Annotated in this window: 29 protein-coding genes; 9 read left to right on the top strand and 20 right to left on the bottom strand. The window is 62.8% G+C overall.

Annotated features, from left to right (window positions below):
* Positions 1–114: 114 nt before the first annotated feature.
* Positions 115–972 carry an NAD(P)H-dependent oxidoreductase gene (locus tag CQ14_RS09960; RefSeq protein WP_057857846.1) on the bottom strand — a complete coding sequence of 286 codons (858 nt, stop codon included), beginning with the start codon at positions 970–972 and terminating at the stop codon, positions 115–117.
* 104 nt (positions 973–1,076) lie between these two features.
* Complete coding sequence (locus CQ14_RS09955) at positions 1,077–1,793, bottom strand: IclR family transcriptional regulator (protein WP_057857729.1); 717 nt, start codon at positions 1,791–1,793, stop codon at positions 1,077–1,079.
* 1,331 nt (positions 1,794–3,124) lie between these two features.
* On the opposite strand from CQ14_RS09955, the gene CQ14_RS09945 reads away from it, so the two are divergent.
* A complete protein-coding gene (locus tag CQ14_RS09945) occupies positions 3,125–4,450 on the top strand; it encodes a TROVE domain-containing protein (RefSeq protein WP_057857728.1) in 1,326 nt (441 codons plus the stop codon).
* A gap of 73 nt (positions 4,451–4,523) precedes the next feature.
* Here CQ14_RS09945 and CQ14_RS09940 read toward each other — a convergent pair whose 3' ends face one another.
* The 6 genes from CQ14_RS09940 to CQ14_RS09915 form a co-directional block, all read right to left on the bottom strand.
* On the bottom strand, positions 4,524–5,450 hold the full coding sequence (locus tag CQ14_RS09940; protein ID WP_057857727.1) for a DUF2167 domain-containing protein: 927 nt from the start codon (positions 5,448–5,450) through the stop codon (positions 4,524–4,526).
* Positions 5,451–5,606: 156 nt separating this feature from the next.
* Positions 5,607–5,873, bottom strand: coding sequence for a hypothetical protein (locus CQ14_RS09935; RefSeq protein WP_057857726.1), 267 nt, complete (start codon positions 5,871–5,873; stop codon positions 5,607–5,609).
* Positions 5,870–6,619: a DUF899 domain-containing protein gene (locus tag CQ14_RS09930; protein WP_057857725.1), complete on the bottom strand. Its 750-nt coding sequence runs from the start codon at positions 6,617–6,619 to the stop codon at positions 5,870–5,872. The genes CQ14_RS09935 and CQ14_RS09930 overlap by 4 nt, the downstream gene beginning before the upstream one ends.
* A gap of 48 nt (positions 6,620–6,667) precedes the next feature.
* Positions 6,668–7,201 carry an SRPBCC family protein gene (locus CQ14_RS09925; RefSeq protein ID WP_057857724.1) on the bottom strand — a complete coding sequence of 178 codons (534 nt, stop codon included), beginning with the start codon at positions 7,199–7,201 and terminating at the stop codon, positions 6,668–6,670.
* Between the two features lie 14 nt (positions 7,202–7,215).
* Positions 7,216–7,593, bottom strand: coding sequence for an ArsR/SmtB family transcription factor (locus CQ14_RS09920; RefSeq protein WP_245320281.1), 378 nt, complete (start codon positions 7,591–7,593; stop codon positions 7,216–7,218).
* Positions 7,594–7,620: 27 nt separating this feature from the next.
* On the bottom strand, positions 7,621–8,706 hold the full coding sequence (locus tag CQ14_RS09915; RefSeq protein WP_057857722.1) for an adenylate/guanylate cyclase domain-containing protein: 1,086 nt from the start codon (positions 8,704–8,706) through the stop codon (positions 7,621–7,623).
* Positions 8,707–8,827: 121 nt separating this feature from the next.
* Between CQ14_RS09915 and CQ14_RS09910 the strand changes: the two genes are divergently transcribed.
* Positions 8,828–9,283 carry an SRPBCC family protein gene (locus CQ14_RS09910; RefSeq protein WP_057857721.1) on the top strand — a complete coding sequence of 152 codons (456 nt, stop codon included), beginning with the start codon at positions 8,828–8,830 and terminating at the stop codon, positions 9,281–9,283.
* A 32-nt stretch (positions 9,284–9,315) separates the two neighbouring features.
* Here CQ14_RS09910 and CQ14_RS09905 read toward each other — a convergent pair whose 3' ends face one another.
* The 3 genes from CQ14_RS09905 to CQ14_RS09895 all read right to left on the bottom strand — a co-directional run bounded on the left by CQ14_RS09905 (position 9,316) and on the right by CQ14_RS09895 (position 11,625).
* Positions 9,316–10,017, bottom strand: coding sequence for a GNAT family N-acetyltransferase (locus CQ14_RS09905; RefSeq protein WP_057857720.1), 702 nt, complete (start codon positions 10,015–10,017; stop codon positions 9,316–9,318).
* Between the two features lie 33 nt (positions 10,018–10,050).
* The gene (locus tag CQ14_RS09900; RefSeq protein WP_057857719.1) at positions 10,051–11,028 is read right to left on the bottom strand and encodes an SDR family oxidoreductase; all 978 of its coding nucleotides are present in this window, start codon (positions 11,026–11,028) and stop codon (positions 10,051–10,053) included.
* Between the two features lie 69 nt (positions 11,029–11,097).
* Positions 11,098–11,625, bottom strand: coding sequence for a MarR family winged helix-turn-helix transcriptional regulator (locus tag CQ14_RS09895; RefSeq protein ID WP_082649796.1), 528 nt, complete (start codon positions 11,623–11,625; stop codon positions 11,098–11,100).
* A 162-nt stretch (positions 11,626–11,787) separates the two neighbouring features.
* Between CQ14_RS09895 and CQ14_RS09890 the strand changes: the two genes are divergently transcribed.
* From CQ14_RS09890 to CQ14_RS09870, 5 genes are all read left to right on the top strand, one after another.
* Positions 11,788–12,462: a VOC family protein gene (locus tag CQ14_RS09890; RefSeq protein WP_057857718.1), complete on the top strand. Its 675-nt coding sequence runs from the start codon at positions 11,788–11,790 to the stop codon at positions 12,460–12,462.
* 77 nt (positions 12,463–12,539) lie between these two features.
* Positions 12,540–12,941, top strand: coding sequence for a cupin domain-containing protein (locus tag CQ14_RS09885; protein ID WP_057857844.1), 402 nt, complete (start codon positions 12,540–12,542; stop codon positions 12,939–12,941).
* Positions 12,942–13,038: 97 nt separating this feature from the next.
* On the top strand, positions 13,039–13,503 hold the full coding sequence (locus CQ14_RS09880; protein ID WP_057857717.1) for an Rrf2 family transcriptional regulator: 465 nt from the start codon (positions 13,039–13,041) through the stop codon (positions 13,501–13,503).
* On the top strand, positions 13,493–14,194 hold the full coding sequence (locus CQ14_RS09875) for a class I SAM-dependent methyltransferase (protein WP_057857716.1): 702 nt from the start codon (positions 13,493–13,495) through the stop codon (positions 14,192–14,194). Before CQ14_RS09880 ends, CQ14_RS09875 begins: the two co-directional genes overlap by 11 nt.
* Before the next feature lie 44 nt (positions 14,195–14,238).
* A complete protein-coding gene (locus tag CQ14_RS09870) occupies positions 14,239–14,736 on the top strand; it encodes a peptide deformylase (RefSeq protein WP_057857715.1) in 498 nt (165 codons plus the stop codon).
* A gap of 49 nt (positions 14,737–14,785) precedes the next feature.
* Here CQ14_RS09870 and CQ14_RS09865 read toward each other — a convergent pair whose 3' ends face one another.
* Positions 14,786–15,997 (bottom strand): MFS transporter, encoded by a 1,212-nt coding sequence (locus tag CQ14_RS09865; RefSeq protein ID WP_057857714.1) that lies wholly within the window; start codon positions 15,995–15,997, stop codon positions 14,786–14,788.
* A gap of 203 nt (positions 15,998–16,200) precedes the next feature.
* On the opposite strand from CQ14_RS09865, the gene CQ14_RS09860 reads away from it, so the two are divergent.
* Positions 16,201–16,593, top strand: a complete 393-nt coding sequence (locus CQ14_RS09860) for a VOC family protein (protein WP_057857713.1) — start codon at positions 16,201–16,203, stop codon at positions 16,591–16,593.
* 57 nt (positions 16,594–16,650) lie between these two features.
* On the opposite strand, the gene CQ14_RS09855 is transcribed toward CQ14_RS09860, so the two are convergent.
* From CQ14_RS09855 to CQ14_RS09845, 3 genes are read right to left on the bottom strand one after another with little or no spacing between them, the layout of a single operon-like run.
* Positions 16,651–17,148: a GNAT family N-acetyltransferase gene (locus CQ14_RS09855; RefSeq protein WP_245320280.1), complete on the bottom strand. Its 498-nt coding sequence runs from the start codon at positions 17,146–17,148 to the stop codon at positions 16,651–16,653.
* A gap of 17 nt (positions 17,149–17,165) precedes the next feature.
* The gene (locus CQ14_RS09850) at positions 17,166–17,900 is read right to left on the bottom strand and encodes a class I SAM-dependent methyltransferase (RefSeq protein WP_057857712.1); all 735 of its coding nucleotides are present in this window, start codon (positions 17,898–17,900) and stop codon (positions 17,166–17,168) included.
* A 29-nt stretch (positions 17,901–17,929) separates the two neighbouring features.
* The gene (locus CQ14_RS09845) at positions 17,930–18,469 is read right to left on the bottom strand and encodes a DUF1993 family protein (RefSeq protein WP_057857711.1); all 540 of its coding nucleotides are present in this window, start codon (positions 18,467–18,469) and stop codon (positions 17,930–17,932) included.
* 169 nt (positions 18,470–18,638) lie between these two features.
* On the opposite strand from CQ14_RS09845, the gene CQ14_RS09840 reads away from it, so the two are divergent.
* Positions 18,639–18,986 carry a hypothetical protein gene (locus tag CQ14_RS09840; protein ID WP_057857710.1) on the top strand — a complete coding sequence of 116 codons (348 nt, stop codon included), beginning with the start codon at positions 18,639–18,641 and terminating at the stop codon, positions 18,984–18,986.
* 285 nt (positions 18,987–19,271) lie between these two features.
* Here CQ14_RS09840 and CQ14_RS46005 read toward each other — a convergent pair whose 3' ends face one another.
* The 5 genes from CQ14_RS46005 to CQ14_RS09820 all read right to left on the bottom strand — a co-directional run bounded on the left by CQ14_RS46005 (position 19,272) and on the right by CQ14_RS09820 (position 22,943).
* Complete coding sequence (locus CQ14_RS46005) at positions 19,272–19,853, bottom strand: MBL fold metallo-hydrolase (RefSeq protein ID WP_245320286.1); 582 nt, start codon at positions 19,851–19,853, stop codon at positions 19,272–19,274.
* A gap of 65 nt (positions 19,854–19,918) precedes the next feature.
* The coding region (locus tag CQ14_RS46000) for an MBL fold metallo-hydrolase (RefSeq protein ID WP_245320279.1) at positions 19,919–20,245 on the bottom strand (327 nt) is incomplete at its 3' end.
* A gap of 158 nt (positions 20,246–20,403) precedes the next feature.
* Positions 20,404–21,039 carry a class I SAM-dependent methyltransferase gene (locus tag CQ14_RS09830; protein WP_057857709.1) on the bottom strand — a complete coding sequence of 212 codons (636 nt, stop codon included), beginning with the start codon at positions 21,037–21,039 and terminating at the stop codon, positions 20,404–20,406.
* Between the two features lie 639 nt (positions 21,040–21,678).
* Entirely contained in the window at positions 21,679–22,326 is a 648-nt protein-coding gene (locus CQ14_RS09825; RefSeq protein ID WP_057857708.1) for a glutathione S-transferase family protein, read from the bottom strand.
* An 86-nt stretch (positions 22,327–22,412) separates the two neighbouring features.
* Positions 22,413–22,943 carry a dihydrofolate reductase family protein gene (locus CQ14_RS09820; RefSeq protein WP_057857707.1) on the bottom strand — a complete coding sequence of 177 codons (531 nt, stop codon included), beginning with the start codon at positions 22,941–22,943 and terminating at the stop codon, positions 22,413–22,415.
* Between the last annotated feature and the right edge of the window lie 194 nt (positions 22,944–23,137).

Below are 23,137 nucleotides of genomic sequence, written 5' to 3'. Positions count from 1 at the left end.
TTGTTGTTTGTTGCGGGATATTATCCGGCGAAAATCCTCCCTCTCAATCCCCGCTTGCGGCCGCGGCGTCAAGCCACGGCGCAACACGGCACGGCAGGCATGCGAATAGCGCGATCAGCGGTCCGAACACGCCTCCATTTCGCGTGCGGCATCCCGCCCGGTGGTCCCTTCGAGAACCTCTTTGGGATCGCCGGGCTGAACAAGATGGATGCGCGTGCCGCTCACGCCGGCGCCCAGGCCCGGTTTCAAAACCTGCTGTCCGTCATAATGCCCGCCATTCTGGGTACGGTACGCGATCGGCTGGTCGCTGAAGAGTCCCCTGATGCGACGCTTGTAGGCCTCGGCGACCGCCGGCCACTCGGCCTCGGACAGCCGGTCAGTCTGATAGACGGTAAAGGGCGACAGGACCTGCATACCCGGATAGAAAAGCATGCCGTGCTGGATCGGCCACAGCAGATCATCGAGCCGTCCATTCACGCCACGCTCGCCATAATGCGGTGCGCGGCCGCCGATGGTGACTGACAGCATCGCGCGGCGTCCTAGGAGATTGCCTTCGCCGTAGCGGTCGCCCCATCTTTCGCCACCATGGACCCCGAGGCCGTATGCGAAACCATAGGCGAAGACACGGTCGACCCAGCCCTTCAGGATGGCCGGCATACCGAACCACCACATCGGAAAACTAAGCAGAACGGCGTCAGCCCACAAAAGCTTTTGCTGTTCGGCTTCAACGTCGGACGTTTGCGTGCCCGTGGCGAAAGCATGGCGCGACTCCGCGACGTAGCTGAAACGATCCGGTTGCGCCTTCTCGAGAAAATCTCCGCGGTCGGCTACTGCTTTCCAATTGACCGCATAGAGATCGGAGACCTGCACCGTGTGCCCCTGCGCGGTCAGCGTTTCGACCGCCAGATCCTTCAAGGCACTGGTGAGCGATTTCGGTTCCGGATGGGCATGGACGATAAGGATGTTGCTCAAGACCTGCTCCTGTTGAGGTTGCGCGATGGCCTCAACATGGTGGGCAAACTCGCAAAGGCGAGCGAGCAAATCCGGCAAACGTCAAATGTTCAGCAATGCTGAACTCAGGCGCGCTCGACTTCTCTCATCATCATCCAGGCCATGTCCGTCAACGCCTGCGGCGACAAGCGCGTCGATGGCCCGCTCAAGCCGATGCTCGCACGAACCTCGCCGCCCTCACGCCAGGGAATGGCAACGCAGTGCAGACCCGGCTGAAAGCTCTCGATATCGACCGCAAAGCCGCGCGTCGCCACCGCCTTGATCTCGGACAGGATATGCGGACCGAGTGCGTCGGCACGGCTGGCGAGGACACGCTTGCCGAGCCTCGGCATGAAGGCGAGAAACACCAGACCGACCGCCGAGCCCTCCAGGGGCAGGCGTACGCCGACCGGGCACGCGCCTGCCTTCAACGCGTGCGACGAGTCGATCGCATCGAGATAGTAGACTTCATCGCCGCTCGGCACCGCGAGCGTGACCATCTCTCCGGTCCGCTTTGCGACGGATTCGAGCACCGGCCGCAGCCGGGTGCGAAGCGCACCATCGTCTCCGGCAATCCGCGCCAGATTGAGAATGCGGCCGCCGAGATGGTAACGCGTATCTCCGGCGCGGCGACGCACGTAACCAAGTTCGTCCAGTGTCCTCAGCAGATTGTGCGCGGTGGTCTTGCCGAGCTTCGCCTGCTCGGCAATGTCCTGCAGACGCGCGGCGCCGCCCTCCTCGGCGATGATCTCGAGGATCGCCGCAGCGCGTTCGATGGATTGAATCAGTCGGGGCTCCGGCATCACACGTTCATCGGTGACGAATACTGTCGGCTAACATTGGCGTGGAGCACTCGAACAGCAAGTCCGTCCCTGCTGAATATTTGGGACGCACTTCCGGCCATGGCGCGGACTGCGCCAAATTATCGCGTTCATTGGGTTGACAATCCAAAATTACAGGCGTATTCCCCGCGCCCTTCGCGAGCATTGGGCCCGCGATCAAACATGAGCCGAGTGATGAACCAAGGTTGCGAAAAGCTCGTCAGAGGATCGAATGGCCTCAGGTCAATCGATGACGCACGCCCGGCTCATGGGAGCGATCTCGCGTAAACGAGATCGACAGTCCGCTCCATACGGACCCTCCCGAGCCAACTGCTCCGGAGGGTTTTTTATTGTCCGAAGCAGGCTCATTCGAAACATCCCGGCGCAAGCCGGAACGGGAGACCCGGATCCCGGGGCTCGCGCCGGCAGGCGTGTGCCCGAAAGCGCGGGGCCTGCCGGAGGGAACGAGGCGTAAGCCGGATACCGATGGCAGAGCGAACCCTGAGGGGTTCGCGGTAGCGGCGCCGCTGAGCGCCGCGCATGAAATTTCTTTTCAATCTGGTTTGCCGCGTATCGCGGCTAAACCGACGCTGGTGGTGAAGATTTCGGATACTTCGCACCCATTGGAAAAGCGGGTTCGACTCCCGCCTTTGACACACGCACCGGGATGCGGCCTCGCGAGGGCTTGCACGCGGCCCGGCGCAGCTTTGCTTCCACAAGAGGCGAAACTGCGTTGCTGTCACTGACACCGATATCGCCTGTTCCCCAGCGTACCCTTCAACTGCCGATGCGCAAGCATCGGCAGGGCGGTGGTGAAGATGTCTGTTACTTCGGTAGAAGCGCCGTGCCGCTATCGCGGTCCGGAGTCGCGGGTTCGAATCCCGCCGGCAGCAATGCCGTGGCTGAGTGTGCTCTTCGGAGCGGCAACAGCATCGTCCGTTCCCCGCCAACCCCCTCCACGATCCGTGGTGAAGATCGCTGTTACTTCGACTGTTAATCGAGCGGTCGCGGGTTCGAGTCCCGCCCGGCGTTCCATGCGCCGGTAGCTCAGCTGGTAGAGCGCTTCCTGGCCTGCAGGTAAACTGCAGGCTGGGGTCTCAGCATCGCCTGTTCCCGGATCGTGGTTTCCAAAACGCCGGTGGTGAAGAGATCTGTTACTTCGCACTCACAAGGTCGAAGGTTCGATTCCTTCCGGACCCAAAGTCCGTAGCTCAGAGGATAGAGCGTGTGACAACGCCCGCAAGGGCAGTCCAGACTCGCCTGTTCCCCGGCGCCCCTTTCCGATCACTAATCAACCCCAAGAGGAGGCCATCATGGTCCATCTGAACAAGATCGTTCGCGCCTTCACGTTCGAGGGTGCGCGCGGCAAGCGCTTCACGCCCGAAATGGCGCTGAAGCGCGCGCTGATGAACTGCCTCCTGTGGGAGAACCAGTTCTACGAGGACGGCGTTGCGATCGCCGAGCGCATCATGCTTCTGGTGCCGCAGGTCGAGCCCGCGCGCGTCGCGGCGCTCGCCATCGAGGCGCGCGAGGCGATGAAGCTTCGGCATGCGCCGCTAGTGGTGGTGCGCGAGATGGCGCGGCACGAGAAGCATCGCGTGCTGGTCGCCGATACGCTCGCCCGCATCATCCAGCGGCCCGACGAGATGACGGAGCTGCTTGCGATCTACTGGGCGGATGCGCTCGGACCGATGCAGCAGCGCAAGCGTCAGCCCGTCTCGGCGCAGGTCAAGAAGGGCCTTGCGCGCGCGGTGACCAAGTTCGACGCCTATCAGCTCGCGAAGTACGACCGCGACGGCGCGGTGCGCATCAGGGACGTGCTGTTCCTGGTTCACGCCAAGCCAAAGGACGCGGACCAGGCCAAGGTGTGGAAGCAGCTCGTCGACGGCGAGCTGGCTTCGCCCGATACCTGGGAGGTTTCGCTCTCGTCCGGCAAGGACAAGCGCGCGACCTTCGAGCGGCTGATCGGCGAGAACCGGCTGGGTGCCCTGGCGCTGCTCCGCAATCTGCGCCTGATGCAGAAGGTGGAGGTGCCACGCAGCACCATTGCGGATGCGATCGAGGCGATGCGGACGGACCGTATCCTTCCCTACCGCTTCATCACGGCGGCGCGCTATGCGCCGGATTTCGAGGCCGAGCTCGAATCCGCGATGCTGAAGTCGATCAAGGGCTATGCGCGGCTTCCGGGCCGCACGCGGCTCCTGATCGACGTATCAGGGTCGATGTTCTATCCGCTCTCGGCGCAGTCCGAGATGACCCGCGCCGAGGCGGCCTGCGGTCTGGCGGTCCTCGCCCGCGAGGTCTGCGACGAGGTGGAGATCTTCACGTTCAGCAATGAGGTCGTGAAGATCCCGCCGCGCCGCGGCTTTGCGCTGCGCGACAAGATCGTCGGCTCGCAGCCGCATAGCGGGACCTATCTCGGCAAGGCCATCAGCGAGATCGACCGCAGGGGCGATCGCCTGATCGTCTTCACCGACGAGCAGAGCCACGACTCGGTCCCCGACCCGAAGGGGCGCGGCTACATGGTGAATGTGGCCTCGTACCAGCACGGTGTCGGGTACGATGCGTGGACGCGCGTGCACGGCTTCTCGGAAGCCGTCATCGCGTGGATCGCGGCATCGGAGCAGACGATGCATTGATCTGCATCTGTAACAACAAGTGCCCCGGGCGCGCCAACACGCGCCCGGGTATACGGCAAGCCTGACCTGTTCTTCATGCCGGGCCGTCGGCCGCATCGCTGCGCGGCTTGCGACGGAAGAAATTCATCACGCCCGCACCCGCCACCGCCAGGCCGACAAGAATGACCTTTGCGAATTTGAGCACAAATGCGCTCACGAGCGCAAACAGACCGAGCTTCTTGGCTGCAGCGCCACCGACCAGCGCCATCAGACCATACTCCGCGATACGATCGGTAGAGGCGCTGAAGTCCTCGTAGCGCTTGCCGGTGTTGTAGGCGAGATTGCCGAGCAGTTCATGGGCCACCGACTTGTCGCCGGCGATGCCTTCCGATGTCGACAGCAGATTGAGGCTGAAGTAGCCATCCCGCCCCAGCGCGTAGGTATTGTAATTGATGCTCTTCGTCGCGTTATCAGGCTCACCCTTGTCCTTGGCGAGCAGCGACCAGACCAGACGATGGGTGGCGGCATCGTAACTCGGCGCCTGCACCCACCCGATCACCTGCATCTCGGGAAATCCGCGGGCGATGCGGTCCTTGTTCGACTCCTCCACCCCGTCCTTCAGATTCTTCAGGAGGTCGTCGGCATTCCAGTTCTTGGCGTCGTCATCCTTGATATAGCCTTCCTTGATGTAGCGGATCACCACGATCCATCCGTCGTTCGCCCCGTTGCCGACGACAAGGCCGACCAGGCTTGCATCGTTGACGACGTTGCCGAGCGCCCGCAAGATGCGGGCGGCTTCGGCCTTCGGCACGAAGAAGCGCCCGGACGGAAGCTTCAGCGCGGCCTGATCGATCAGGGAAACATCCTTGGGCCCGCCGACGGCTACCGTGCTGGCGGCTTTCCAGGCAGCAGCCAATTCCGCCTTTCGCGACGCTTCGCTCGGTGGCGACGCCTGCGCAAATGCCGCCGGTGCCCCAAACACGACAAACAACGCTACGACGGCGGAAATCACCTTATGCACCGAACTCTCCCGAAATATCGCCCTTGATGTGAATTGGGATCACATCAACAACAACCACAAATAGCAAGACACTGAAACGACATATCACTCAGTCGCTTGGCGACTGAGTGGCGAAAGTTGGTCAATGGATTGTTCGAAAGCGTCGAACTCTGCGTCTCACGCCCGGCTTTTGCCGAGCCGAGATGGTCGGCTGCGGTTCGAGATCAGCTTCAGCCAGGGCGCCAAATGGAAGGCGCTCATCAGCATGTACATTGGCACCATGCCGCCGATGAAGGATGCGTGCGCGGCCGAACATAGATAGTCGGGCGCGCCGCTGCCGATCATGGCCGAAAGCAGCGCCATGATCGCAAATGTCGGCGCTGCCGCCAGCGATAGCCAGCCAGCGACAGTGCCGTCAGACCCGCCGGAGCAGGACTTGCTCATGTCTTCGTGCTCGCGCTCTGCTTCCGGAACGCGGCCTCGCCGGCGTCCGACACCTCGACCCACCTCTTGTCGGGCGCGGCGCCCTCGACGTAGCTGTCGTGCCAATTCCACCATTTGTAGGTAGGCGTCTGGGGATATCCCTCGGGCGAGTCCTCCCACACCTCCTGACGGCCGAGCGGCGTGATGTCGAGGTAGTTCCAGGTGCCTCCCATCTGCTCGTCGCCACGGTTGTTGATGAAGTAGGTGCGGTAGATCTTGTCGCCGTTGCGGAAGAACACGTTGGTGCCGTGCCACTCGTTCACACCGAAATCGGTATCGAAGCTGTCGGTGACGGTGACCCAGGGGATCATCTCCCATCCCATTTGCTTCTTCAGGCGCGCGATGTCCGCCTGCGGCGCGCGCGAGGCAAACACCAGCGTCGTATCGCGGGCGTTGAGATGGGCGAGGTGCGCGACCTGATCGGCCACCATCGAGCAGCCGCGGCAGGCATGTTCGGGCCAGCCGAACACGCCGGGCTCGTAGAATGCACGATAGACGATCAGTTGATGACGGCCTTCGAACAGGTCGCGCAGGCTCGCCTTGCCGTTAGGTCCGTCGAACTTGTACTCCTTCTCCACCGCCAGCCACGGCATCCGCCTCCGCTCAGCGGCGAGCGCGTCACGGGCGTGGGTCACTTCTTTTTCCTTCGCAAGCAGTTGCTGGCGTGCCGCCTCCCACTCCTGTGCCGAAACGGTGTGAATTTGCATGGCTAACCTCCTGTTTTGTTGTGATCCTATTTGAGTGAATTTGCAGCGTCAGGCCGGCAGACGGGCGTCGTATTCCTTCATGAGGCCGCTCCAGCCGTCCCAAAACGGCGTCGGTTCTTCGCCGCTCGCACGGGCGACCAGGACATCGAGATGCATGTGCCAGCCGGCCATGTGTTTGAGCAGCGTGGCGCGGTCGGGGAAGCACCGATGCACGATCGTGAGCAGCACGCCCTTGCCTTTCGGCTCCAGTTCGAACGTGACATCGCCGGTGCTGTTCCAGGTGATCGACAATTTTCGCGGCGGATCGAATTCGGTAATCAGGCTCTGCATGCGATGCTCGCCACCGAAGCCGGCCGGGCTCTTGCCGGGCGGGTCCGTCAACTCGTCGTTGCGCCAGACGAGTTCGAAAGGCACGCCAGCCTCCGTTCCCATATCGCCTGCGGCCAGCCATTTGCGGCGCAATTCGCTGTCGGTGAGATAGGCCCAGATGCGCTCGATCGGGCCCGGCAACAGCCGCTGGATTTTCAACGTCCTGGGCTCGGGCAATTCGCCATACGCTTCGGGCTTCGTCGTTGAATTCATTGCTCCACTCTCCTTCACTTCCTGGCCTTCGCCTCGTCTTCCGCGCGCAACAGCGCTTCCAACCGGTCGAGATTGTCGCTCCAAAAACGCTCGTAACGCCTGAGCCACGCATCGGCTTCCGCGAGCCGCGCCGCTTCGAGGCGGCACAGATGGGTGCGGCCGCGAATTGTGCGTTTCATGAGGCCAGCATTTTCCAGCACCCGCACATGTTTCGAGGCGCCGGCGAAGCTCATGTGGAACGGCGTCGCCAGTTCCCCGATCGTGCGTTCGCGTTCGGCCAGTTGTCCAAGCATCGCCCGGCGCGTTGGATCCGCGAGGGCATGAAAGACAGCGTCGAGATTTTGTTCAACCATGTGGTTTAATATAGTCGTGCGAAGCGAACAGTCAACCATTTGGTTTAACGTTTTCGTGATCTGCCTCTAGTTGTCCGGCACGGTGTAAACAACGCAGGGCGCTTCAATGCCGCGCAGCGCATGTGTTCCCATCGGAACCAGGGTCGCCGTTGTTTCAGCCGCAACTGCAGCCGAGATCAGAACTGTCCGGCCGAGCGGGCGGCAAAGCCCTTCGAGCCGGCTGACCAGATTCACCGCGGGCCCGATCGCGGTGAAATCCAGCCGGTCCGCCGCGCCGACATTGCCCCACAGAATTTCGCCAAGATGCAGCGCGACGCCGAACGACAGCGAGGGCAACCCTTGCCCTCTCCGCTCGACGTCGAGATGCGCCATGCCGGCCTTCGCGGAAGCAACGGCGCGTACGGCCGCATCGCAGGCGTCGCGTGGTTTCTCACCGACGGGGAAGATCGCGAGCACACCGTCGCCGATAAATTTCAGCACCTCGCCGCCGAAGGCATGGACCGCGCCGCCGATGCAGTCGAACCAGCCACCCAGCGCTTCGATGACGGCAGCCGCAGGCTGCGCCTCAGACAACGCGGTGAAGCTACGCAGATCGGCATAGAGCAACACCGCCCGAATGGTTTCGCCGACTTCGCGCCGCAGCGGTCCCGCCAACACGCGCGCGGCGCTGCGCCGGCCGAGATAGGCCTCGAGCGCCGCCGACAGCGTCGCGCGCGCGGAGAGCGTGGCAAGCGGCGCCGCGGCAAAGCGGGCCGCCTCGCGTAACCGACCCGCTTCCGCTTCGGTGAACCGGCGCGGTCCGATCCAGCCAAGCAGCGGCCCGCCCTCGCCTGCGCCAACGCTGTCTTCATGCACCGCACCGCCCGCGAGGCCCGCCAACCAGCTCCGCCCCGCATCGCCGGATGAATGCCCCGCGCTTGCAAATCCCGCCGGCGCGAATCCCACCGCCTCGATCACCTCTCCGTTTCCGGCCCGCCACAGCCAGGTGCGGCGGGCGATGATCGGATGCGGCACGGCGAGCGTCAGCGCCCCGCCGGCAAGCGGTACGCCGTCCGCGATCAGGCGCGTGCCGAGTTCGGCGAGGAACCGGTCGGCGCCCGGCGAAGCGCTGGCCGCATCGACCAGCCATGTCAGCGTCGGGCTCAGCTGCATGGGTCGACCATCCGGCAGGAACAATTGATTGTCATCGTCGGCACTTGGTAAATCGTCGCGCCGGCATATGTTCTCGTGCGGGTTGCACGATCCGTCATGCCAGAGAGCAGCGAGGTTTTCGATGCCAGAATCGTTTGTGGTCCAGCGCGAGACCCAGATCGCCGCGCCGCGTGCCAGCGTGTTCGCCTTCCTGACCGACCCCGAGAAGATCGTGCAATGGATGGGCAGCGAGGCCACCACAGAGATGCATCCCGGCGGCCTGTACCTCCTGAAGGGCGTGGGCAGTTCAACGGCGCGCGGCACGTTCCGCGAGGTGGTGCCAGTACATCGCCTCGCCTACAGTTTTGGCTGGGAAGGCAATGACGAGGTGCCACCGGGATCAGGCCTGATCGAGATCGACCTGATCGAGCACGATGGCGGCACGTTGCTGCGCATGACCCATAGCGGTCTTCCCAGCGCGACGCACCAGGCAAGCCACGCCAAGGGATGGGCGCACTATATCGGCAGGTTGACGCTGGCTGCCGCTGGCCAGGATCCCGGCCCCGATCGAGGCCCGAACGGCACCCGCAACGCGTGAGGATGGCAGCGGTCGAGGCCGTCATCGCCGGATTATCCATCCGCTTTCTTCAACACCGTCACGTGCAGGCGACGGCGGATTTCCATCCCCTGCCGCCGGTAGAGCGCGATGGCGGAGCGATTGTGGGTGAACACGTGCAGGAAGGGAATCTTGCCGTGCGATACAATGTGGCGGGAGATGGCCGATAGCAGCATCTGCCCGTAACCGCGGCCGCGGTGGGATGGATGCACGCAGACCGCGGTGATCTCGGTATATTGCGCGGGCTTCATCCGCTCGCCGATCATCGCCACGAGTTGCCCGTCGACGCGGATGCCGAGGAAGGTGCCTAGTTCATGGGTCCGCGTGCTGAACGGGCCCGGCTTGGTAAGCGCGGTCAATTCGATCATCGCGGGAACGTCCTCGACACCGAGGGTGACGATGTCGACGCCATTGGCCGGCGTTTCAAGGATCGTCCCGATCATCTGCTCGCCGGTATCTGCGAGAGCGACCTTGAAATCGGCAGGCGGCGTCACCGGATCCGGGGTGAACAGCACGGCGATATCCTCCGGCGACATCAACGCGCCAAGCGCAGCAAAGCTTTCAGCGGACATATCGGGCATATCGGCGAATGGCGTGATCGCTGTCGGATAACGCCGCGCGCGAGCATCGCCTTCCGCCAGCGCCTGTTGCGTCGTGGTCAGCGCAGTCCAGATCGGGTGGTCGAGTGGGTGGGTGGAGTTGTTGTGAACGGACATCGGGCTACTTTCATTCTCACATGCACGTCAGAACTAGCGATAATCACCTGGGTCCGCCACCTTGCCGCCTTCCCTCACCTCGGCGGTGTAACGCCAGATGTCGGGCCGCGTGCCGTCGATATCCGTAAAGCCATAGTGGCGCGCGAGTTCGCCGGAGCTGACAGACTTCTGATTCCACTTCGACCGATCGGGATCGCCGGCCAGCGCCGCCACGGCGCGTCCGACATAGCGCGGCGATTCCGACAGCGCAAAATCCGGCGGCGCCTGGTGCTTGCCGCCTCCCCGCTCCGTCAGCGCCTCGCGCCAGTTTGTTTCGGTGACGCCGAAATTTTGCAGCATCATTTCTGAGCGCAGCCAACCCGGTGTGATCGCTATCGCCGTCGCGCCGTGGGGCGCGAGTTCGTGACCTTGCGAATACGCGAGGCGATTCACGCTCTGCTTGACGAGATCGTAAAACACCGAGATGCGATAATGCGTTGCGTTGTAATCGGCCGTGCCGTCAGTGACTTCCACCAACAGGCCGCCGGGTTGCGCGACCAGCAGCGGCAGCAGGTAATGCGAGGTCACCAGATGCGTCTCGATGCCGAGCCGCAGAATCCGCAGGCCCTTCTGCAGGTCGAGCTTCCAGATCGGCGTGTTCCACTGCGGCGGTCCGCCCTTCAGCACTTCGGCGCCCCAGATGTCGTTGACGAGCACGTCGATGCGGCCATGCTCGGCGCGGATACGTTCGGCCAGCGCCGCGACCTGCAAAGATTCGAGATGGTCGACCGCAATAGCAACGCCTTTGCCGCCAAGGCTGGTCACGAGTTCGGCGGTCTCCTCGATCGTCTCCGGCCGGTCGTAATCAGATCGCGTTCGAGCATCGGCGCGAGCACTGCTGCGTCCGGTGCAGATCACCGTCGCGCCGGCCTCGCCGAGCGCAGCCGCAATGCCGCGGCCGGCGCCCCGCGTCGCACCTGCCACGACGGCGATCCGTCCGCGAAGCGAAGCCCCCTGTGACGCAACATTCATCGCACCTTCTCCGTCACGCGCCGCCGCAATAAGATCGCATCAAAGCGCCGCTCGAGCGCATTGTCATGCCTACTCTGCCGTCGCCTTGATCAGATTGTCACGAAGCGTGACGACGTTTTCCTGCAACCGCGCGAACTCGTCGGGCTTCAATCCGGTCGCGGTCACCAGGTTCATGTGCATGCCCTTTTCGCGCAACCGCCGGCCGCCCTCGGTCAGGCTGATGCGCACCTGCCGTTCGTCCGCGGGATCGCGCTGGCGGCGCAGATAGCCCGCCGCCTCGAGCTTTTTCAGGATCGGCGTCAGCGTGTTGGATTCCAGAAACATCTTCTCGCCGAGTTCGCTGACCGTCTGACCATCCTGCTCCCACAGCGCCACGATCGCGATCCATTGCGGGTAAGTCAGGCCGAGTTCGTCCAGGCCCTTCTTGTAGGCCCGCCCGAAGGCCAGATTGGCCGAATAGACCGCGAAGCACAGGAAGTCGCCGAGGCGCCGCTCGCCCGGCGACGGCTTGGTCTTCTGGTTAGCCTTTGAACTGTCTTTGGAATTGTCCCTGGCCCCGGCAGTTGAGCCGGGCCTGGAACCGTCATTCGGTCTCATGGGTTCGTCCTTTCCGACACGAACATGTGAAGTCTCGCATCCATATATATCGTATCCGATTAAATCGGAAGCCTTGACATCAGGCATTCATGGCGCTTTATAGCACGCATACGAATGTATCGCATACGATCTAATAGCAAATCCAACAACAGGAGATAAACCATGAGCGCTACAGCCCCCCGCACCCCCGCCACGCCGGCCGTCGACCTGAAGCTCGAAGTCGTCGTCATCCCGGTTTCCGACGTTGAACGTTCCAAGCAGTTCTACACGAACCTTGGCTGGCGGCTCGATGCCGACTTCGCCGGCCCCGACGACTACCGTGTCATCCAGTTCACCCCGCCCGGCTCCAGCGCCTCGGTCATCTTCGGCAAGAACGTGACCCCGGCCGCACCCGGCTCCGCGCAGGGCCTCTATCTGGTCGTCTCCGACATCGAGGCCGCTCGCAAAGAGCTGCTCGACCGCGGTGCCGCGATCAGCGACGTGTTTCACGCCAATGGCGATGTGCACGTCGGCACGGACGAGCCCTATCTGTTCGGACGCAATCGCCTGAGCGGTCCGCATCCCGAGCACGGCAGCTATCGCTCCTACGCCTCGTTCAACGATCCCGATGGCAACGGCTGGCTGCTGCAGGAAGTCACCGCGCGGTTGCCCGGACGCATCGATGGCAATGGCACGGCCTTCACCTCGCAAGCCGATCTCGCGGCTGCGCTGCGCCGCGCCTCCGCCGCCCATGGCGAATACGAGAAGCAGAACGGCGGTCAGTACGACACCAACTGGCCGGACTGGTACGCCGACTACATCATCCGCGAGCAGGCCGGCCAGCAGCAGGCCGCGTAAAACACTGAAGCGATCCTCGTCATCGGCGGCGAGCCGCCGGTGACGGATCTCAGACCAGGGAGCTCAACATGACCAGCATGAAGAAGTTACAAATCTCGGCAATGGCGGCGCTCGTCGCCGGAGCCATTCTTGCGCCGCTTGGCGCGCAGGCGCAGCAGAACGGCGTCACGCGGACCGACCTGCAGCGTCATGATCTCAGCGCCTCCGGACGTGAAGCCATCCAGGTCCGCGTCGATCTCGCTCCCGGCGTCGCATTCGGCAAGCACACGCATCCCGGCGAAGAGATCATCTATGTCGTCGAGGGTCAGCTCGAGTATCAGGTCGGGGACCAACCGCCCGTCACCCTGAAGGCCGGCGACGTCCTCTTCATCCCGGCCGGAACCGTGCATTCGGCCAGGAATCCCGGGAGCGTCAAAGGCAGCGAACTCGCCACTTACATCGTCGAGAAGGGCAAACCCCTCGTCACGCTGGTGAAGTGATGGCTGCGGCGTGATTGCACTTGGCTTCACGTGCCAAGTGCGACCGCCGTTGGTGCGGACTTGACCGGCGGGTCCTTCATGTAATATCGATAGTTACATGAAACGAGACAGCAGACTTTCAGGCGTCCTCCACGTTCTGCTGCACATGGCCGAGCGGAACGAGCCGGTGACTTCCGACGTGCTCGCACGGGCCATGGACACCAATCCCGTGGTGATCCGGCGGATCATGTCCGGACTGCGCGATCAGGGCTATGTGCGGTCGGAGAAGGGCCATGGCGGCGGATGGAGCCTTGCCCGCGACCTCGCGGCGATAACGCTGCGGGATGTCTATCAGGCACTCGGCCAGCCTTCGCTGTTCGCTGTTGGAAACCGGACGGAAGCACCCGGCTGTCTCGTCGAGCAGGCTGTGAATGCCACGCTCGACCGCGCGTTCGACGAGGCGGAGGCGCTGTTGCTCTCGCGTCTTGAGGACGTGACGCTTGCAAGGTTGAGCGCCGATTTTCAGAGACGCCTGGGCGACCGGCGCAACCGTCATCGTCTGGAGACCGCGCATGGATCATGATGCAGCCGCCAAGGCGAATTTGGCCCACTTCTCCGATCCCGAGGCGGTCAAGCGATATGCGGATGGGCCACTGCGCTTCGTACCCGGCTTTGCGGATCTTCACCGCATGACCGGCATCCTGCTGGCGGAGCAGGCTGTGCCGGACGCGCGGGTGCTGGTGCTCGGCGCGGGTGGCGGCCTGGAGTTGAAGGCATTGGCGGAAGCAGAGCCGCGCTGGCAATTCGTAGGTGTCGATCCTGCCTCCGAGATGCTGAAGCTGGCCGAGCAGACGCTGGGACCCTTCAATGCGCGCGTGCAGTTGCAGCAAGGCTATATCGACGATGCGCCCCACGGGCCGTTCGATGCCGCCGCCTGTCTGCTCACGCTGCATTTCCTGAGCGCCGACGAACGGCGGCGCACGGCCAGGGAAATTCACCGCCGCCTGAGACCCGGAGCGCCGTTCGTGGCCGCCCATTCCAGTTTTCCACAGCAGGACAGCCAGCGGCCGCGATGGCTGTCGCGCTATGCCGCGTATGCCATCGCCTCCGGCGTCGATCCGGCTCACGCCAACACCGCGCGCACGGCGATCGAGGCGCGCTTGCCCCTGCTCAGCCCGGAACAGGACGCGCAAATTCTGCGTGAGGCGGGATTCCGGGATGTCGAATTGTTCTACGCCGCCTTTACCTGGCGCGGCTGGGTTGCGTATGCGTGAGGCGTGGTAGCCTGTATCCCGATTCAGCCGTCCAACAACAGACCATGAGCATCCGTCCGATTGTCCGTTATCCCGACCCTCGCCTTGCGCTCCCGGCGCAGCCGGTGACGGTCTTTGACGACGCGCTGCGCGACCTCGCGGGAGACCTGCTCGATACGATGCACGCCGCGCCCGGCATCGGGATCACCGCACCGCATATCGGCGTCTCCCTGCGGGTGGTGGTGCTCGACCTCGACCCCATCGACGGCGCACGGACCTACGTCAACCCCGAGATCATCTGGGCATCGAGCGAATTGATCGCGCATCAGGAAGGCAGCGTGTCGATGCCGGGAGTTAATGACGAAGTTCGGCGTCATGCACGCGTCCGGATCAGCTATCAAGACATCGGCGGCAATTCGCACACCGAAGAATCCGAGGGATTGCGCGCCGTTTGCCACCAGCACGAGATCGATCAACTCAATGGCCTGTTCTGGATTCAGCGACTATCCCGCCTGAGGCGCGGGCGGTTGATCAAGCGTTTCGAGAAGATCTCGCGGAGCTAAGGACAGATCGGGCGGAATACGCTCTGCTATTCCGCCCTGCCCTGCCTTTCTACGCCGGCACCGGCGCAGGCCGCACTGCCATCGCCGGGCGGAACGTCATCATGATCAGGAACGCGCCGAGCCCCATGATCCACGAGCCGATATAGAGCCAAGCGTAGCTCGCAAAGGTGTCGTAGATCAGACCGCCGGCCAGCGGCCCCGTCGCCATGCCGAGGCTGCCCGCCATTGCCGTGCCGCCGATCACGGTGCCCATCATCCGCAGCGGAAAGTTTTCGCGCACCAGGACGGCATAGAGCGGCATGGTCCCGGCATAGAGGAATCCGAACAATGCGGCGACGGCATAGAACGCGGCGAGCTCGCGCACGAAGACGTAACCGAGCGCGCCGAACGCCTGCGCCAGCAGGCCGAACACGAGCACGCGCTTGGCCCCAAAGCGGTCGCCGAGCAGGCCGAAGGCGATGCGGCCGCCCATCCCCGCCAGGCCCTCGATGCTGTAGATGGTGACGGCGGCGATCATCGGTATGCCGCAACTGATGGCGTAGCTCACGGTGTGGATGATCGGGCCCGAGTGGGTGGCGCAGCAGAAGAAATTCGTCAGCAGCAGGATGATGAATTGCGGCGAGCGCAGCGCCTGCGCGAGCGACATTTCCGGTTCGGCCTGCACCGTGGACGGCGCGGCCGCGTTGCTTTCGAGCGCAGGCGCGCGGCGCACCAGCAGCGAGACCGGGATCATGATCGCGGCGACGACAAGCGCCACGATCTGCATCGAGGTCCGCCAGTCGTGGTTCGAGACCAGCCAGGCGGCGAGCGGCGACATGGTCATCGGTGCCATGCCCATGCCGGCCGAGACCAGCGATACCGCAAGGCTGCGATGGGTATCGAACCAGCCGGTGACGGTCGCCATCATCGGCGCGAAGATCGCAGCCGCCGCGCCGCCGACCATCAGTCCGAACACGAACTGAAATACCACCAGCGATGTCGCGACGCTGGCAAGCCCGAGGCTCGCTGCCAGCACAACCGAGCCGGTCAGAACCACCGGCCGCGGCCCCAGCCGGTCGGACAAGGTGCCCCATGCCATGCTGGTGAAGGCCATGGCGAGGAAACCGATGGTCATGGCGCTGGATATGCCGGTCACCGACCAGCCGGTGTCCCGCGCGATCGGCTGCAAAAACACCGGCAGCGAAAACATGCCGCCGATCGCGACACAGCCGAGCAGGCCCCCGGCCACGACGATCGCCCAGCGATATCTAGAGTTTTCCATTCCCTGACCTCCAGTTTGACGTTCTCTGGGTGCAAGACGAATGGGATGGGCCGAAAGCTACAGGCCGGCGAGCACGCCGCCTCACTTTTTTGCGAGCAGGAAGCGGCGCAGCAAGACGCCTACTTTCATGAGGGGAACGATACAACCTGCGTTCGAGTTAACCCGCCCACGCCGCAGAGCGATTCCAGCCCGGGAGAGCGCCAATGGCCATCCATTTCAACCATACGATCCTGCCGACCCACGACCGCAAGGCCTCGGCAACATTCCTGGCCGAGCTGCTTGGTCTGCCGGCTCCGCGACGATGGGGACCGTTTTACATGGTCACCACCGAAAACGGCGCCAACCTCGACTACATGGATGTCGACGGCGACATTGCTCCGCAGCACTATGCATTTCTGACCAGCGAGGCCGAGTTCGACGAAATCTTCAGCCGGATACGGGAGCGGCAGCTTCCGTATTGGGCCGACCCCGGACAGACTCAACCAGGCAAGATCAACCACCACGACGGCGGGCGCGGGATCTACTTCAAGGAGAGCAATGGACATCTTCTTGAAATTATCACCCGCGAGTACGGCACCGGCGGCTGGAATCCCTGAGCGTTCGGGCTGCTTGCGCACAAGCCGATGGACGCGTACGGCCCCGCTAACGCGCCTTCACCGCCGTATCAGGAGCTTCTCGTAGCGCCAGACTTCCAGATCGAACGGACCATCGGCCGTGTCGAGGCGGTTGACCATCGTTCTGGCTAGATGCCATCCGCACTTCTCATAGAATTTGGCGGCGCGCGTGTTGCCGATGGCGCAGGCGAGCCACGTCGTTTCGACACCGCGCTCCGACAACCGTGCTTCCGCGTCCATCATCAGCGCGGCGGCAATCCCGGTGCCGCGCGCTTCCGACGCGACATAGAATTGATAGAGCTCATCGCCCTTCAGCATCGCGAAGCCTGACGGCGCGCCTCGCGGCCCGATTACCCGCACATCGGCGAGCGCGGCGGACATCCGCTCGGCAAAGCTATCGAGCGTGCGCGCCTGCGCTAATTTCGGCGGCAGGATCGCGGCGTGGGCATCCTGCCAGCCGTCATACCACAGGCGCGCAAGCACAGCGGTCTCGGACGGTTCAGCCGGCCGCGCCGTCATCGCAGCATCATCCGCCATCGTTCACCTTCATTGGCCTATGGTTCGACCACCGGCGCGACCTTGCGGCCGGCGACGCCGGTGGCGCAGCCGAAAAAGTATTTTGTGAATTTTACCTCAAGGCCGTGGCCGCGCAGCATGGCCGCGATCTCGGCCGCATTGCCGAAATTGGTGCTGTAAGTGCCGATCATCGCAAAATCCTGCGCGCCGCGCAGCAGCGTGCGTTCGACGAGCGGCAAGACGACCTTGAGGTGAAACAGATAGAGCGGCCTCAGCCACCATCCCTTGGGATCGGACGCCTCGATCATGGAGAAGACGCCGCCGGGCTTCAGCACGCGCGCGAGCAGGGCGGCCAGGCGGGCATGCTGTTCGGGGTTGAATGTCTTCAGGCCGAAGGTGGAGATGACGAAGTCCGCGCTCTCCGGCGGCAGATCGCTCGCCAGCACGTCATCCTCGATGAACTCGATCCGGTGGGCGCGGTGGGCGTGCAGCCGCTCCATGGCGCGGCGATGCATGCCGGAGGAGATGTCGACCGCGGTGATCGCGCCGACATCGTCAAAGCGCTGCAACAGATGCGGCCAGACCTCGCCGGTCCCCGCCATCAGATCGTAGCCGCGCGCACCGCCACCGGGAAGCGCCGGCATCGCCGCCACGCATTGCTTGCGCCAGCGCTCGGTGAAGCCGAACGAACAGAGCAGGCTGAAGGTGATGTAGCGGTCCGAGCAGCGATCGAAGACGGCCTTCACGAACTGGGGATCGTAGATGTCACCCATTGCAGTTGCTCATACCCCTGCTCTCACCTCTACTCCGCCTCCGCGGTGCGCACCCGTCCGGCAAGATGCGCCATGTAATTGGCCTTGCCGATCCGCACGCCTTGTTGCCTCAGGATGTCGTAGGCGGTGACGAGATGGAAGTAGAAATTGGGCAGCAGCCACTCGTCGACATAGAGATGGCCGGTGAATGAAATGAACCTGCCGCCCGGCAGATCGATCCGCTTGTCGCGGTCGAGCACGCGGTCATCGATCCCGGCGGTCCGTTCCGCGACGTAAGCGATCGTGTCCTGCACATGCCGCTTCAGGCCGGCAAAATCCAGCGTCGCCGGATCGGTCTCGGGCGCCGCCGCATCGCTGCACCAGGCAGCGAACTGATTGGGCTGGTTGCAGGTGAAGACGATCTGGTGCGGGAATGGAAACATGTCATCGGCCAGCCGGGCCGCCAGCAAGGCTTCGGGGCTCTCGGCCTTCTCGAGCCATTGCGTCTCGGCGGTGTCGAGCAAGCCGGCAAGCACCTGCAATCGCGTCGTAAAGATTTCGGTCGTTCGCTTGAGCACTGAATCGGACATCCCCTGGCAACTCCTGCTTCACTCGGCCGCTCCCGGGCGGGCTTTCACATCGTACGCCGCACCATTAAGATTACGTCTTAACCAATAATTAATTATGTCTTTGCGGGCACGAAATGCCCGGCTTAGCGTTTTGGGAATGCTGCCCAGTAACCTCCCATGGGTGAATGCCATGACCTATCGAACGACGTTTATTGCATCTCTCAGCGCAGTCGCGCTTGTCCTTGCTGCGGGCGAAGTATCGGCCGATCCGGCCGCGGCACGCGGTGCGGGCGCGGCGCCAACGCGTCCGGCCTTTCCGGCATTCCCCAACGCCGGGCACCATCACCATCACAGAGGCGTAAGCGGTTTCTGGCCCGGCGGCATCGTCTACGGTCTGCCGAGCGATATCGACCGACCGGTGATCGTAGAGGCCCCGCCGCCAATCAAACAGTCGGACGACCTCCGTTACACCTGCGTCTATGACATTCCCTGGGACTACGTGCATCGCTGTCCGCAGTACAATACGCCGCGGTATTAGGTCTGCGCTTGGCGCAATCTATCGATCCGCTGCGCCGCGCTATGGATCGCTTCCGCCCTCGCGTTCGAGCTACGGCGGACAAGTCGCTGCGCTCACAATGACGTCGAGATAGCGACGCAACATACCAATGTCATCCCCGCGCATGCGGGGATCCAGTACGCCGCGGCCTATCGGTTCAATCGCTGACGTCTCTGGAATACTGGTCCCTGCCTTCGCGGGGGATGACAGCGGAGTATGACTTCGCGATCTCGCGGCGCATTTGCGCGCAAAGGTTTGCATCTTCTTCTACGGATTGCGTTGACGCACGATAACAGTATCGCCAATTTCAAAGGACATTAAGTCCGCACCGACCTGGAGCGGGCCGTCATAGATTTCGCGCGTTCCTGCCACGATATCTTCAACGGTTGCCCGAGGAATTTTGTCGCTGCCGAGAAAGACTAGATGGGAATAGACTGCCAGCTTCGGCTTGGCCAAAGAAAACACCTGTCCGGCTTCCCGGGGACTTGTATGGTGGTCCATGACGCGCCGCATGTACGGATTTGAAGACAGCAGTTCAGCTCGTGCGACACAGACCTCGTGAATGAGCAGGTCAACGCCGGCACTATATTTTATGACGTTTTGGTCGTACCGGGTGTCGCCCGAAATCACCACCGCGCGACCTTTGTATTCAATGCGATAACCCACGGCGGGCTTGATGGCCGCCCCGTGATCGACCGTGAAAGCGATCACCCTGACGTCGTCCCTGTCATAGACGACGCCGTCCTTTTCGAACTCCTCCACGACCGTTGCGATACCCTCAGGCGACAGCTTTTCGTCCTCTAGCCGGATTTTGATGTCGAGAGCGTAAGCAGTTTCCAGGCTGGTCATCAGTGACTTCGNCGCCAACCGGGCCAATCAACCGGAATGGCTCCTTCCGGCTATTATTCAGCCANCCCCGTGAGCCATAGATCAGGAATGCCCAACGTGTGGTCCGAATGATAGTGGGTAAGGAAGAGCGCATCGATCTTGCTCATGATCGTGCCCTTCGTCATGTTGATTTGCCGCAAACGGATAGTAGCGCCGCGCCCAGCGTCAAACAGCAACTTCTGATTTCCTGCCTCTACGAGCGTGCTCGAGCCGAACCGATCCGGATCAGGAATTGGCGTACCGGTGCCGAGCAATGTGACCTTGAAATCGCTGTCAGCCCTGGTCTGCGCATTGACGGCCGCGAAAAGAAGGACAGCCAATATTCCAACGAACGAGGCTAGCGCCTTGGACATGACCGCAACCCTCCTTGGTGGGTTAACGAAGAGCCTCATCCTTAATTGTGGGACTGTCAATGACGCCTGGTCGTGCCAATGCCACCACAGCCTATAGCGAAAGCGTAACCCGCCGCTCCATCAGTTCGTCACGATGACGCGCATGCGGCTATCGATAACTACTTCCTTGCCACAACGAACGGCCGCGCATCCTTGCCGCGGGAGGCATGGCGGGCGCGTTCGACGATTTCAAATCCTGCCGCCAAAATCTCGCGTTCCAGATCCTCCACGGACAGGAACGCCACATAGGGCGCCTTGCCGACAAGCTGCATCAGGGGCAGCGCGATGCGCAGCAGCGAATTCATTTCCTTCAGGCACGGCGTCTTGGAAATGAAGTGCCCGCCGGGCCGCAGCAGGCGATGGACGCCGCGCAACGCCGCTTCGCGCTCCGCCAGCAGATGCAGAACGTTGAAGCCGAAAGCAACGTCGAAGCTCCCGTCCGGCCACGGCGCCGCCTCGGGCCGCGCCACCTCGAACGTGGCATTGCCTTGGCCTTCCGCCTTCGCCTTCTCGCGCGCGATCGCGATCATTTCGCCGGATACGTCGGTCGCCACGATGCGCCCGACCGACGGCGCCAGCCTTAGCGCCGTCGTTCCCGTTCCGCATCCGAACTCGAACGCCGTCTCGTCTCCCTTGAGGTAATCTCGCGTCCGCTCCAGCGTGCGCTCATAGCCCGCCATATCGGCGATCGGATCGCTGGCATATTTGCGCGCAGCACGGTCCCAGAACTGCACATCGCTTACGAGACGAAACATGGCGTGTCCTCCGCGGCGGCTTCTAGCATATGCGCGGGAATTGAAAACGGCAGATGACAGGCCGGGCGAAGGCGGAATACGCGACGCTATTCCGCCTTGCGGGACGCTTTTCTTGCGGCTTTCCGAGCCGACCAGCGCGCTCGAAATCGCTTCAAGGCGCGCAGCGTCATGGGGGCAACCGCTTGAAGCGCTAGCGAAGCACCTCCGGCTACCAACCCTTTGACAAGATCAAATGCCAATTCGGGCCAAAAGTACCACATGACCCCTGCGTCCTTCTTCACAGGGGCACCGCCGGGCAGCAAGTGGGCAGAATAAAGAAATAGAAAAAGCCCCGTCCGTCGCCGGCGGGGCCCAGAAAATCTCTGTACGCGGTTCAGCGCACGCGAAACCTCTTTGGTTCACCCGCTCAAGGTGGACTCAAGAATGAGAGAGGCACACATCGTAGGTGCCGTACGATTAAAGCCGCGCATGACGATACTCCCAAAACGAAACCGAACGGCCCGTAGCAGAACTGCACCGACGGGCCGTCATCCCCTATCCAACCAGACCGGACAACATCTGTCTGTGTGCCATTTCACAATCGGCAGCACATATGCGCTGCCGAGTTGGCCGATCTCGCGCGGCAATCCGTATTGGCTCTCAGGATGCGCGGGCGGTATTAACCGCCAACTGAGCGGCGAAAGCCCGCATGTAGGCGGGCCGCGTTTCACCGCGGGCGAGATAGGCTGCCAGGTTCGGGTATTCGTCCAGAATGCCCGATGATTTCAGCCTGAGCAGCACCGATACCATCATCAGGTCGCCTGCGCTGAACGCACCATCGAGCCAGTCGGCATCGCCCAGGCGGACGGAAAGTTGTTTCAGCCGGTCGCGAATGCGATCCTCAACCAACGGCAGGCGCTCGGCATGCCAGGGCTTGTCACCCTCCAGTATCCTGGCGGTTACAAGTTCAAGGATTGGCGGCTCCACCGTGTTGACCGCCGCAAACATCCAGGTGATCGCGCGCGCCCGGGCATTGGCATCGTCAGGCAAGAGGCCCGCATGGCGCTGGGCGATATGGAAGACGATCGCCCCTGTCTCGAACAAGGCGAGATCGCCCTCCTCATACGTCGGAATCTGCCCGAACGGATGCAGCGCCAGATGCGCGGGCCCCTTCATCGCACCAAACGAAACCAGGCGAACCTCATAGGGCTGGCCCACTTCCTCAAGCGCCCAGCGAACGCGCGTATCACGCGCCAGTCCCTTGCCGCCATCGGGTGACCGTTCAAAGGCAGTTATGGTGATGGTCATCGTGAGGCTCCTCCTTGGCCCAAAAATCATCGGCCGCGAATAGCGGGAGAGCGGATCGGCGCACTCCGCTGAAGACGGTCACGCGATCAGGCGGGAACATACGTCAATCTAATCACGTCCGCGCCGATTCGATCGCTGGCCAAAAGCCGGAGCGGCGGGCGGGCGCCGGCGAAGAATGGCGTGCCGCGACCAAGCACGATGGGATGCAGGTAAAGTTGGTATTCGTCGATAAGGCCAAGGGCGGTCAGGCTTTGCGCAAGCTCAGGGCCCGCGACCTCAATTTCCCCGACGCGCTCAGCCTTGAGCCTGCGCACCACTGCTTCGGGGGCTTCCCCCACGAGGGTGGCGTTGGGGCCCACCGACTCCAACGTGCCTGACACAACCCACTTTGGCTGGCGCCGCCACGCGGCCGCGAAGTCACGTTCCTCCGCGCTCCACTCATGATGGACTTCGTCCCAATATCGCATGATCTCGTACATGCGGCGGCCGTAGACACTGCCCGTCAGATCGCGAGCGTGTTCAATAAAGTGACGGAAGAGTTCAGGGCTCGGCCTCATTTCAAGGTGATCGACGTATCCGTCCAGCGACTGGTTCATTGCAAAGACGAGCTTTGCCATGTCATCTCCATCCCATGGTTTGCGGCATCGGAACGACGAACAGGGTTTCCGGAAGCCGACATCGCCCTGCAAATTTTTTCGACGGTTGAGGCCGCATTGACTTGGCGGAATGGCGCTTCCGTCTCTGGCTGGTCTACTTTCTAGAGAGCATGAGGGTATGAACTCGCATTCTCGCGGCGCGTAGCGCCCGAGCT

The sequence above is a fragment of the Bradyrhizobium lablabi genome, assembly GCF_001440475.1.
GTDB classification, from domain to species: domain Bacteria; phylum Pseudomonadota; class Alphaproteobacteria; order Rhizobiales; family Xanthobacteraceae; genus Bradyrhizobium; species Bradyrhizobium lablabi.
Note: the sequence above shows the minus strand (reverse complement) of the source record. Positions and strands in the feature narration are given on the sequence as shown.